The following is a 13,193-nucleotide window of genomic DNA, read 5'->3' on the forward strand; positions in this document are numbered from 1 at the left end:
ACGCCAACACTTCATTCCATTGCTGGCGGGGCGGCGGCCAAGCCGTTTATTACACATCATAATGCATTGGACATGCAGCTATATATGCGTATTGCCATTGAACTTCATCTGAAACGACTGATTGTCGGCGGATTGGAGAAAGTATATGAGATCGGTCGCGTTTACCGTAATGAAGGTATTTCCACTCGCCATAACCCTGAGTTCACGATGATTGAGCTGTATGAAGCGTATGCTGACTACCAGGATATCATGCAATTGACGGAAAACATGGTGGCTCACATTGCGCAAGAAGTGCTTGGTACGCAGCGCATTCATTATCAGGGCCAGGAAGTGGACCTGACGCCGCAATGGCGCAGAGTATCTATGGTTGATGCTGTTAAAGAAGTAACAGGCGTGGATTTTGGCGCACAATTGAGCAATGAAGAAGCTCATCGCCTTGCGAAAGAGCATAAAGTGCCGGTAGAGCCGCATATGACCTTTGGACATATCCTGAATGCCTTCTTCGAACAATTCGTAGAGGAAACACTCATTCAACCGACCTTTATTACCGGGCATCCGGTTGAAATCTCGCCACTGGCGAAGAGAAACGAGCAAGATCCACGCTTTACGGATCGTTTTGAGCTGTTCGTGGTAGCTCGTGAGCATGCGAATGCATTCACTGAGCTAAATGATCCGATTGACCAACGCCAGCGTTTTGAAGCACAATTGCTGGAACGTGAGCATGGCAATGACGAGGCTCATGAAATGGATGACGATTTCATCCGTGCCTTGGAATACGGTATGCCGCCAACAGGCGGACTGGGTATCGGTATCGACCGTTTGGTTATGCTGCTGACAGATGCACCGTCGATTCGCGACGTGCTGCTTTTCCCGCATATGCGTAACCGTACGGTAGAATAACATAACATTATGAATATAGAGGATCAGCCGGGCTTCCCGTGTCTTGTTCCTCTTTTTCATAAGAACGGATGGAGAGAAGACTTCTAATGAAACGCAGCGTCAAGCTTGCCCGGTTTGCGTCGTCGCCTCCTTTTATATTGGTCATCGGATACTTGCTGATTATTGCATTGGGCACTTTGCTGCTGATGCTTCCTATTTCCAATCATAGTGGACATGCTCCACATTGGATTGATTCGCTGTTTACGTCCGTGTCCGCTGCTTGTGTCACCGGATTAGTCGTAGTAGACGTTAATTCAACTTATACGATGTTTGGAGAAACGGTTATCATGGTACTGATGCAGTTGGGCGGTCTGGGTTTTATGACCCTGGCGACCTTGTTTGCATTGCTGCTGGGGCGACGGCTATCGTTGAAGGATCGGCTGCTGCTAAAGGAAGCGATTAATGCCGACAGCATGGAAGGAATTGTGCGCATTATCCGCAAGGTGCTGATTTTCTCTTTTACCATTGAGGCGATAGCTGCCGTAGTCATGGCTTTGCGGTGGATGAGGGAGATGCCCGTGGGACAAGCGATATACTACGGAATATTTCATTCGGTATCTCTCTTTAATAACGGGGGATTTGACTTGTTCGGAAGCAGCTTCCAACGGTATGCCGGAGATTTTGTGTTCAATATAATTGCATCTGTGCTTGTCATTTCAGGGGGATTGGGCTTTCTTGTACTAAGTGATCTGTTCGATTTTCGCCGCACCCGGAGACTGAGTCTTCACTCTAAAATGGTGTTAAGTGTATCGGGTGCGCTTATTGTGCTTGGGGCGCTGGTTATATTCATTTTTGAGTTTACCAATGCTCGTACCCTGGGTTCACTGAATTGGGGGGGCAAAATATACGCTTCTGTCTTTCAATCCGTATCTACACGATCCTCAGGAACAAGCACAATAGATATCAGCGGCTTGAGGCAGGCCAGTCAATTCTTTATCATGCTGTTGATGATTATCGGAGCTTCGCCGGGCTCCACCGGGGGTGGAATTAAAACAACCACATTCCTGCTGATGATGGGTGCGTTGTTGGCCGTCATGCGAGGACAGAAGGAAATTGTGTTCTTCCGCCATAGGGTTCCCAACGACATCATGATGCGAGCGCTGACCATTATTATACTTGCGCTATTTATATTCTCGATTGTGGTTATGCTGCTCTTAATGACAGAGGATGCACCCTTCCTTTCCCTTGCATTTGAGGCGGCTTCCGCCATCGGAACGGTAGGGTTGTCTGTAGGAGTGACGCCAGGGTTGTCTGACGCAGGCAAGCTGATCATTTGTGTGACCATGTTTATTGGTCGAATTGGTCCTCTTACGATTGCTTATGCTCTTCGTCCGCGTTCGACCAAGACGTTGTACCGACGTCCCGAAGGGCATATCGTAATTGGATAGCTCAATAGTATAAAAAGCTGCACCCGTGCTTGATTGACACGGGTGCAGCTTTTTTTTCATTTTGCATCATCATCGTATAATGTGCAGCATATCATGAAAAGTATCCAATTTGAGAAAATGAGACAAAATGGACTTGACACAGACTATTTTTTTGTATAAAAAAGGCTATTTGTTTCCTTTTATGTAATTATAGACGAAATACTAGGAATATTATGTATAATATTGTATGATAATGGGCATGGAAGGGGGATAGCTGAGAGAAACACCAATTTCTAATTTGAAAGGAATCATCTATTATGTATTTATTTATTATTAGTGCTGAAGTTTTATTCTGGGTTTTTGTTGTTTTAGGGTTGATCGCAAGATATATGTTTGGCTTAAAGAAATTAGGCGGTCTTCTTTTACTGTGTACTCCTATTATTGATGTCCTGTTACTGATTGCGGTGTTTATCACGGTGAGCAGCGGCATGGAGATTACGACTGCTACTGGCCTGGCGGCTTGCTATCTTGGCATTACGGTGGCATTTGGTCATAGGCTAATTAAATGGGCAGATGTGCGGTTCTCTCATTGGTTTGGCAAGGGGCCGAAGCCCGAACGCAAATATGGCGCTGCTCATGCAAAAGAGGAACGGACGGGGTGGTTGCTTCACCTGTTGGGCTGGGCCATCGGCAACGCTCTGCTGCTCGCCATCATTGTGTATGTAGATGATCCACAGCGTACGGTTCCCTTGGATGGCCTTATGAGTACATGGGCAATCGTTCTGGTAATCGACTTTATTGTTTCCTTTAGCTATACTTTGGCTCCAAAGAAAAATAAGGCGTAGCCCTCAGCACACTCGGATGAAATAAGACCGATCAATCAGGATGTTCAAATCGGAAGGGACATTGATGGTAAAAAATGAAGTTGTCACTCCCGGTAGTTTGCTGAGTTTTTATACTACACTCGCTTTGACAGTCACCTCATTTTTGCCTCTCTACCTTTTCACTCGTATGGATTCCTTCCGATTTGAACACAGACCAACAGAAGCAGTTCAGATTATTTTTTCGTGAGCTGACAGACAGCATGCATCATGTGTTCTTCTGACTTTTTTAAGAAGGAGGATAATAAAATGATTTTATGTCCTGTAAATGTTTATGAATTTTAGATGAATTCCTGTATTTGCCTAAAACGTGGCTTGTTTAACTTTGGCAACTAACATGATAATATTCCAGAAAAGATTACATATGTCTATATATGTAGGCATACGAAATTAAGTTGTTTTTTTGTCGAAAAATGTAAATGAGAAAGGTGGTTTCTGTGGCAGCACTGCTGAGTGGTAAGAACGTTTTGATTATGGGCGTGGCTAATAACAGGAGTATTGCCTGGGGGACAGCCCAATCTTTAGCTGCTGAAGGAGCAAGGCTCATTTTTACTTACGAAAATGAGAGGGTCGCAGATCGGGTGCTAAAGCTCGTTGAAACGATTCCGGGGTCCATTGTCTGTCCCTGTAATGTACAAAGCAATGAAGAACTAGATGCACTGGCGGATTTTCTAAAGGAGAAAGTAGGCGTCCTGCATGGCTATTTCCACAGTGTTGCCTATGCTAAGGCTGAGGATTTGGACGGCCTGTTCGTCGACACTTCTCGCGAGGGATTTGCCATTGCTCAAGAAATCAGTGCCTACTCTTTGGCTGCTGTTTCCCGACGAGTTTACCCGCTGATGACGGAGGGTGGAAGTATCGTCACCATGACGTATATTGGCGCAGAACGAGCGATCAAGAATTACAACGTTATGGGTGTGGCGAAGGCTTCACTGGAAGCAAGCATGCGCTATCTGTCGAACGATCTGGGTACTTATGGTATTCGTGTCAATGCCATTTCGGCTGGTCCCATACGGACTTTGGCCGCATATGGGATTAAGGATTTTAGCACGATGCTAAAGCATATTGAAGAGACGACGCCCTTACGCAAGACGGTCGACACGTCCGAAGTTGGAGATACCGCGTTATTCCTATTTTCCCATTTATCGAGAGGCATTACGGGAGAAGTTATCCATGTTGATGCAGGATACCATATTACGGGGATGTAAGGAGGGAACGCTGTGCTTGTTACGCATACGGATTGCCGTATTATCTCACCTGAAGGGATTATGACAAGGGAGCGTCTGGAGCGGGATGTTACGATCTTCTCCCGTATGTTGGCTCTCCGGGGAATTCCTGAAGAAGGCAGAGTGATTCTGAAAGCGGCCAATTCTTATTATTTTGTTGTGTCTCTGTTCTCCCTGTGCAACATTGCTGTTTCGGTGACTGTAGTGGACGAGCAGACCGTGCTTGATGAAATAGCTCAAATTTACGACGAAGCAGGTGCCTGCTGTATCCTGACCGATTGCGATCCAGGACTTTCTCATGCTTCTGTTATTCTGATTCAAGATCTAATCCAAGAAGAAGCAGTACACCCGCATTGGGTTGGAGAGCCGGAAATCCATGGCATCGACTTTAACAAGTGGTGCGAGAGATCGGATGCTCTCATTCTGTATTCTTCAGGTACGACGGGAAAACCCAAGGGAATCGTGAAAGCTGGATCAGCCTTCATGGACAATATCAGGCATTCTATACACGCCATGAACTACCTGCCGTCTGACCATATGCTCCCCGTTGTACCGTTTTCTCACTTCTATGGTATTTCACTCATCTTCTCCTGGTGGTTAACCTCATGTTCTCTCATCATTTGCAATCCCAAAAACCTCTGGAGCGTCATTGCAAGTATTACGAAGGACCGGGCGACGGTCGTAGACGCTAACCCCTCGGCTTTTTACACCTTGTTGCGCATGCTAAACCGAAAACCCGAACAACTGGAAATGGTCAAGCAATCTCCCGTGCGCATGTGGTGCGTAGGCGGTTCTCCACTTACCCAAGACCTCGAAGAGAAATTTAACAACATATTTGGACAGCCCTTGCTGAATGGTTACGGCCTTTCTGAATTAGGCAACGTTACGCTGGGAACGCTGGAGTGCCCACGCGGTTGTGGCAAGCCGTTGCCGGGTGTGGATCTAAAAATATTAGACGCTGCTGGCGAGCAGCAGGCGGACGGCAGCGTAGGCGAAGTGTGGATACGCAGCGCCGGATGCATGGAAGGCTACCTGAATCGTCCAGACCTGACGCAGTCGGTCCTACAGGACGGCTGGTTCAAGACGGGCGATCTGGGCTACCTGGATGACGAAATGCTGTATGTCATTGGTCGCAGCGGTAAGACGGTCAATCGGATGGGTTATATGGTATCTCCGGTCTATATCGAGGATCGGATTGGTTCGCTAGGTTACCGATCCTGTGTGATTACCTTGGAGGACGAGGCGAAGGGAACATTGCTTGTTGCATTCATCGAAGGCGAATTCTCACAGGCCTTGTCTGTACTCCGCAAAGAGATGAATCGGGTACTTCCTTCATACATGTTTCCCGATCTTTTGCTTCCGCTCGCCCATTTTCCTTTAAATCGCAATGGAAAAGTAGATCGACTGGAGATGGAGCACATTGCCCTGGAGAAAGCTGCTTCTCGCAAAGTGTAAGTGTTGAGTAAACGGAGGCCCTATCTGGTTTATAAAGTAACCTGGCAGAAAGAAAAGTTGTTTACCAAAAACTGCATTTAGGAAAGGGAGAGTGCAACATGAGTATGAATCCGGAACTGGCAAAAAACACGCTTTTTTTGGAAAGGCATGAAGCAATTCTAAAGTGCCTTAATTATTTGATTGAGCATCGGCAGGAAGTGATGGATATTCTCACCCAATTTTCATCCTATCGGGCCGCCAATGCAGAAATTGATTCCACCATCCTCACACTTCAAGGTGCTTTACAAGAAGTGCAGACCTATCAGCCAAGCTTGCAACGATCTATGGCTGTATTTATGCCCTCCAACGTCGTTTTATACTCCTATGCATTATACCTCTTGATTCCGTCCCTTTACGTTGAGAATATAGACTTTCGTCCTTCTTCTCACGTAAACGAGTACGTCAACATGCTGCATGAAAAGCTCCAGGCTGTACATGGATTACCCATCTATATTCGTAAGGTTAGCCAGAGAGTTTTCATGGAAAATTCCGTTTTGCCAGCTGATATTGTGGTGTTCACGGGTAGCTATACCAATGCGGAGAAGATCAAAAAACAAATCCGAAAAGATCAACTCTACATTTTCTACGGACAAGGGATAAATCCTTTCATCATCGGACCCGATGCCGATCTGGAGCTGGCGGTTACCGATGTGATCCGAATGAGACTGTTCAATTCTGGACAGGACTGCCTGGGACCCGACATCGTTCTGGTGCATCAAGATGTGACGGAGAGCTTTAAAAACTTGCTAATTCAGCAACTTGACCAACTGGTGTTTGGAGCCAACAATGATCCGAACGCGAACTATTCCCCTATTTTCTACAAAGACACGCTGTATTCGGTTTCGGAATATTTTAATACGAACGATAAGTTTATTATTTACGGCGGTGGCATTGATTTCCGTACGAAAAAGATGGAGCCGACGATTGTATATAGCGAGCTAGATCAGGATTTGGAGATTATTGAGTATTTTTCACCGGTCTTCAACGTGGTTAGCTACCGAGACGACGAGCAGCTAATCAAGCGTATTTCTTCCAGCTATTTCAGTGAGCGTGCGATGGGTTGCAGCTTATACGGGTCTGATCACCTGACGGACGTCCTGCGAAAGAAGCACACGCTGACCATTAATCAGACGCTTGAGGATGTGGATCAGGGCAATAAGCCCTTTGGTGGCTATGGCACAATGTCGAACTATATTTTTTACGATTTTAAGCTCGTTTCGAAGCCCATTTTGATTTCAGAAATTGTCGCAGAATATTTGTCGGAAAAGAGGAGCTTGGTATGACTGCGAGCTTATTCCCCTGGGATGCCATCATTGGCTACTTAAAATCATCTGGAGTTCGGCATCTCTTTGGATTACCAAGTGATGATCTCAAAATCGTATCGTCACTCCCTTCGTCGGGTATGGATTTTATTCTGTGCAAAGATCAGCGTAATGCTGTGTTCATGGCAGCAGGGTATGCACTCACAACCAACCAGATGTCCGTATGTGTTGTAGGTAAAGGCCCTGCGCTTAGTAATACACTCACGGGGCTGCTGGAAGCGAAGAACCTTGGTGCTCCGCTTTTACTTTTGGCGCTTGGCACCGGAGGGGACAAGCTGGGTACCCGATCCTTTCAGGAGGCAGATCAAGTCTCACTCGTGAAGCCGCTCGTAAAATGGGCTTACCGTGTCGAGCATGTGGATCGACTTGTATGGGCGCTGGAGCGGGCAGCCTTTTTGGCGATCAATGGGGCTCCAGGTCCGGTCTATATTGAACTACCCGAAAACCTGATGGACCAGCCTGTGCCGACAGGGCTTCAGTTTACCCCAGCAGAAAAGCTGTCGTGCTCTCCGTCTCGTCGGGAGTTGGATGCATCGTGGGGAATTATTGAGAACGCCCGCAGACCACTCATTCTAGTCGGAGGCGGTATGAAGTCAGGTACAGGTGATGTGATTGAGCGGTTCGCTTACCAACATGGAGCGGCCTTGTTCGCAACCGCCTCGGGACGGAGCGTAGTTGATGAAGACTATGAACTCTTCTGTGGTGTTGCCGGGCTCTATACGGATCTCAGTCTGAGACAAATCTGGAAGGAATCTGATGTGGTGATCACACTGGGCAGTCGATTGGAAGAAACGGCTACCTTCGAGTGGGATATTTTACTACAGGACACACCTTTGATTCAAGTCAATGTAAATCTGGAGGATTTTGCACACGAATACAAGGGTATCAAGGTGCTTGGTGATGGATATGCAGCGGTGGAGCAGTGGCTTGAACGGCGCGGACGGGAGCCTGATGGAGTGTGGCTTGAAACGATTAGGAGTTGTAAACAGGAGGCTTTTTCTCACAGGGCTATTTATCTGGAAGAGCTGAAAAAGACCCCTGGAATCCACGTTCCTGAGCTGCTGGACATGATTCAGACAGAGTTTCCTGAAAATCTGGTGCTTCTTCAGGAGAATGGATTGCAGGATATGTGGTCCTACTTTTATCCATATTTTCGCTTTGCCCACGGCTCTCTTTCGATTGTTCCCAGTGATCAAACGAGTCTTGGATTCGGTGCGGCTGCTGCTCTGGGAGCAAGCGTGGCAACACAACGTCCAGTAGTGGCCCTTGTAGGTGACGGTGCGTTCAATCTCTTCTGTTCGGATTTTATGACGGCGGTGGAGTATCAAATACCGTTAATCTATCTCGTACTCAATAATGGTGGCTATGGTTGGTTGCAGAATCAGATGAATTATAAGCACCTCTCGGGGCAGTCCCTCCCATTTGTGTCTGAGGCGGCCAAGACGGGAATTCAAATTCCCCAGTATGAGTTTGTCGAGAGCCTTGTGATTCGGAGCAAGGGGGAGGCCCGGGAACAGCTTCAGCTTGCTTGGCAAAAGTACCAGGAGAACAAGCTTGTGGTCGTCGAGGTATATGCTGATCTTGCGGATGTGCATGAGAAGATCAGTCATGTGTATGGCGACTTTCCTCTCTACGAGCAACAGGCTTCCAAGAATTAATTTCAGCAAAGGACGTGGGTACAGTGAGAAGACGTGTTGTAGTGACAGGACAGGGAGTCGTAACGCCAGTCGGGCATAATCTTACAGATTTCTGGAATTCACTGTTGGAAGGGAAGAGTGGAATCGGACCAGTCACTGTTTTCGATACAGCAGATATTCCGACAAAGATTGGTGCACAGGTTACGGGCTTTGATCCGTTGCAATATATGAGCAAGAAGGAAGCTAATAAAGTCGCACAATTCACTCAGTTTGCCTTGGCGGCTGCACGCCAGGCAGTCGAGCAATCGAAATTGGTAATTGACGAGCGGAATGCAGGCCGAGTAGGTGTTATTGTTGGCTCTGGAGCAGGCGGTCTTGACGTCGTAGAGGAGAACTACAGGAAATTAACAGAGCTTGGCCCCAAAAGGGTTTCTCCTTATTTTGTTTCCTCGATGATGATTAATTCTGCGCCTGGTGAAATCTCCATTGCTATTGGAGCCAAGGGACCTTCGTTTGCTGTGGTTACGGCTTGTGCTACTGGAAGTAATGCCATCGGTGAGGCATTACGTACCATCCAGTACGGCACGGCTGATGTCGTGGTTGCTGGAGGAGCAGAGGCCAATTTTAGTCAGCTCGATTTGGCATCTTTTGCGAATATTCATGCTCTTTCCAGACGCAATGAAGAGCCGCAAAAGGCCAGTCGCCCGTTTGATGTGGACCGAGATGGATTCGTCATCGGTGGAGGAGCTGGGGTCTTGGTGCTGGAGGAGCTGGAGCATGCCTTGAACCGCGGAGCCACTATTTTGGCCGAAGTTGTGGGCTATGGATGCACAACCGATGCGTATCATATCACGGCTCCAGATCCCTCAGGCTCCGGCCCCGCAGAAGCGATCAACATCGCACTGCAGGATGGTGGCTTGACACCGCAGGAAATCGACTATGTCAATGCGCATGGTACGAGCACGCCGTTTAACGATCGTATGGAAATTAATGCCATTCAGAAAGTGTTCGGGGAGCATGCTCCCCGTTTGGCGATATCGTCTATTAAATCCATGACAGGCCATTTAATGGGCGGTGCAGGGGCAGTCGAATTAATCGCTACTGTACAGAGCTTGATCCATAACAAGGTACCACCGACACTCAATTGCGACAATCCTGAAGCCCCTGAGCTGAATTTTGTGCCGCACGTATACCAGGAACGTGAAGTCCGTGCAGCGATTAGTAATTCGTTTGGCTTTGGCGGTCATAACGTTTGTCTGGCTGTACGCAAATGGCAGGAGGAATAACATCGTGAACGTTGATGACATACGTATTCTAGATGTGCTTCCTCACCGTTATCCGTTCATTATGATCGATAAGGTAACGGGTTTTGAGCATTCAAAATGGGCCAGAGGATACAAGAATGTAACCTGGAATGATTGGTTTATTTCCGAAGCGAATCCGTTTATGCCCCATATGATGGTCGTTGAAGCATTGGCGCAGTTAGGCGCCTTTGCAACTATGGACGAAACGGGCATCTCCTATTTGAGTTCATTGAATCAAGTCGAGATGCATGAACGGGCTCAGCCTGGAGATCGGCTGGATCTTTATTTTGAAGTAACGAAGAGGAAAAGAGGTTTTCTCCTCGGCAAAGGTTTGGCTACTGTAGGAGATCGGATTATTGTCAAGGCGGAAGAAATCGTATCGTTTACTCCGAAACAAGTATAACGTGAACCTGCATTAAGGAAATAGGGTCATCGCAATTACAAGAAGGAAAGAGGAATAGGTTATGAATAACAGCGTACAGCGATTTTTTCCTTTAACGAATGCACAACAGCGGATTTGGTACACTGAGCTGCTTTACCCGAATACGTCCGTATCACTGCTCCTGGGGACGGTAAAGTTTAAAGGGAAAATGAACATAGATGCCTTAAAGTGCTCCATTAATATGGTCATCAAGCAATACGATGCTTTTCGCATTCGCATCATAGCCGAGAATGGCATTCCCCGGCAATACGTGGTTCCTTTTGAGGATAAGGAGTTCGCTTGCCTGGACGCAGCCGATTTCAAAAGTATAGATGAATTGAAAGCCTGGTTGGAGCGTCATAACCAAACGCCTCTTGAATTGCTCAACAATGAGCTTTTTCAATTTTTGTTTATTAAAATCAGCGATGACGAGTATTGGCTGAGTGTTAAAATGCATCACATTATTTCCGACGGCATTTCCATGGTTATTTTCGGAAACCAGTTAACGGAATATTACATTGATACCATTCGGGGAATAGAACCCCAACTGGGCGGAGGATATTCTTATATCGAATATATCCAAACGGAAGAAGCCTATGTACAGTCCGAGCGGTTTGCAAAGGACAAGGAGTTCTGGAACGATAAATTTGCCGGGCTGCCCGACGTGACCGGATTGAAACCGTATGATCCGCTGCTGTTGAGCACGGCTGCCCAAAGAGCGCATTTTACAGTAGACGGCGGCTTGTATAAGGTAATAAAACAATTTTGCCAAGATCATAAAGTCAGCCTATTTCAATTTTTTATGGCGGCTATGTATATTTATATGCACAAAGCGACCGGCGAGCAGGATATCGCGATCGGCACCTCATTTGCCAACCGTTCGACCAAGAAAGAAAAAAATACGGTGGGCATGTTCGTCAGCACAATTGCAGCTAGGTCTTTTATCGACCCTGACGCTGATTTGACGAGCTTTTTGCAAAGTGTGGTCAAGGATCAAACCGCGATTTTACGGCATCAAAAGTATCCATATAATTACTTGATTCAGGATTTAAGAGAAACCTACCGAAGCAAGGATATCCAGCGGCTGTTCGGCATTTCGATGGAATATCGTCCGGTAAGCTGGGTGGATTTGGATGGCGTTCGCATTCATACGGACTATGATTTTGGCGGCGATGAAGTCAATGATCTGGTGCTTCATATTGCGGAGCTACTGGATGAAGATCAATTGGTGCTGCATGTCGATTACCGTTCCCGTCTGTTCGATGCCAATGAGATCGCGAGAATGATTCGACATCTCCTTGTTATCACGGAGCATATTACCGAAAATCCCGAACAAAAAATATCGGAGATATCTCTGATCGATGAACAGGAAAAAAATGAAATTTTGGCTGTGTTCAATGATACGAAAGCTGATTATCCGAAGGATAAAACGATCCATCAGATGTTCGAGGAGCAAGCGGAGCGGACACCGGAGCAAACGGCGGTTGTGTTCGGGGAAAGCCGCTTAACGTATCGCGAGCTGAACGAGCGGGCAAATCGTTTGGCACGCACCTTGCGGGCTGAAGGCGTACAGGCCGATCAACTCGTCGGGTTGATGGCTGAGCGTTCGCTGGATATGATGGTGGGCATTTTCGCCATATTAAAAGCCGGAGGAGCCTACGTACCGATTGATCCGGATTATCCGGAAGAACGCATTCGCTACATGCTGGAGGATTCAGGGGCGAAGCTCCTCCTGCTGCCAAGCCACTTGCAGGATCGCGTGCACTTTACGGGCAGCGTCATGCTGCTGGACGATACGGCCTTTTACGAAGAGGACGGCGCGAATTTGGAGAGCATCAACGCACCGGCCGATCTTGCTTACGTGATCTATACGTCGGGAACGACGGGCAAGCCGAAAGGCGTCATGATCGAACACGGGTCGGTGATCAACCGCCTGACCTGGATGCAAGAGGCGTACCCGCTGGATGCGGGAGATACAATTCTGCAAAAAACAGCGATCACGTTCGACGTTTCCGTATGGGAGTTGTTCTGGTGGTCGTTCGTCGGAGCGAGCATGTGCTTGCTGCCAGTCGGCGGGGAGAAAGACCCGGAAGTAATTGTGGAGACGATCGCTGCGCAAAAGGTCAGCACGATGCATTTCGTACCGGCGATGCTAGGCGCCTTCCTGGAGCACATCGAGCGTCAAGGAGAGCCGGCACAAAGCAAGCTGGCTTCGCTGAAGCAAGTGTTTGCAAGCGGGGAAGCATTGACGCCGAATGCGGCGGCGCGGTTCCAGCAATTCGTCGCCCCGGTCGGCCAGGCGAAGCTGGTGAATTTGTACGGACCGACGGAAGCAACGGTAGACGTATCGTACTTTAACTTGCGAGACGAAACATACCGAACGGTTCCGATTGGTAAGCCGATCTCGAATATACGGCTGTATATCGTCAGCGAAAGCGGAAAGCTACAGCCGATCGGCGTGCCGGGCGAGCTGTGCATCGCGGGAGACGGAGTCGCACGAGGATATCTCAACCGACCTGAACTGACGGCGGAGAAATTCGTGGACAGTCCTTTTTCACCGGGAGAGCGAATGTACCGGACGGGGGACCTGGTTCGCTGGCAG

General features: G+C 47.8%; 10 protein-coding genes. All 10 read left to right on the top strand.

Going from position 1 to position 13,193, the window contains the following annotated elements:
* A partial coding sequence (lysS, locus tag C1I60_RS25375) for a lysine--tRNA ligase (RefSeq protein ID WP_252361617.1) occupies positions 1-900 on the top strand: 900 nt, incomplete at its 5' end.
* Positions 901-986: 86 nt separating this feature from the next.
* Positions 987-2,327 carry a TrkH family potassium uptake protein gene (locus C1I60_RS07210; RefSeq protein WP_137061123.1) on the top strand — a complete coding sequence of 447 codons (1,341 nt, stop codon included), beginning with the start codon at positions 987-989 and terminating at the stop codon, positions 2,325-2,327.
* A 296-nt stretch (positions 2,328-2,623) separates the two neighbouring features.
* The gene (locus tag C1I60_RS07215; RefSeq protein WP_137061124.1) at positions 2,624-3,151 is read left to right on the top strand and encodes a hypothetical protein; all 528 of its coding nucleotides are present in this window, start codon (positions 2,624-2,626) and stop codon (positions 3,149-3,151) included.
* A gap of 473 nt (positions 3,152-3,624) precedes the next feature.
* A complete protein-coding gene (gene fabI / locus C1I60_RS07220) occupies positions 3,625-4,395 on the top strand; it encodes an enoyl-ACP reductase FabI (RefSeq protein ID WP_137061125.1) in 771 nt (256 codons plus the stop codon).
* A gap of 12 nt (positions 4,396-4,407) precedes the next feature.
* Positions 4,408-5,868: a class I adenylate-forming enzyme family protein gene (locus C1I60_RS07225; protein ID WP_137061126.1), complete on the top strand. Its 1,461-nt coding sequence runs from the start codon at positions 4,408-4,410 to the stop codon at positions 5,866-5,868.
* A gap of 98 nt (positions 5,869-5,966) precedes the next feature.
* A complete protein-coding gene (locus tag C1I60_RS07230; protein WP_137061127.1) occupies positions 5,967-7,190 on the top strand; it encodes an aldehyde dehydrogenase family protein in 1,224 nt (407 codons plus the stop codon).
* Positions 7,187-8,887 (top strand): thiamine pyrophosphate-binding protein, encoded by a 1,701-nt coding sequence (locus C1I60_RS07235; RefSeq protein ID WP_137061128.1) that lies wholly within the window; start codon positions 7,187-7,189, stop codon positions 8,885-8,887. The genes C1I60_RS07230 and C1I60_RS07235 overlap by 4 nt, the downstream gene beginning before the upstream one ends.
* 23 nt (positions 8,888-8,910) lie before the next feature.
* Positions 8,911-10,152: a beta-ketoacyl-ACP synthase II gene (gene fabF, locus C1I60_RS07240; RefSeq protein ID WP_137061129.1), complete on the top strand. Its 1,242-nt coding sequence runs from the start codon at positions 8,911-8,913 to the stop codon at positions 10,150-10,152.
* A gap of 4 nt (positions 10,153-10,156) precedes the next feature.
* On the top strand, positions 10,157-10,573 hold the full coding sequence (locus C1I60_RS07245) for a 3-hydroxyacyl-ACP dehydratase FabZ family protein (protein ID WP_137061130.1): 417 nt from the start codon (positions 10,157-10,159) through the stop codon (positions 10,571-10,573).
* A 61-nt stretch (positions 10,574-10,634) separates the two neighbouring features.
* The coding region (locus C1I60_RS26125) for a non-ribosomal peptide synthetase (protein WP_289306507.1) at positions 10,635-13,193 on the top strand (2,559 nt) is incomplete at its 3' end.

Source organism: Paenibacillus terrae, from assembly GCF_005217525.1.
GTDB lineage: Bacteria > Bacillota > Bacilli > Paenibacillales > Paenibacillaceae > Paenibacillus > Paenibacillus terrae_C.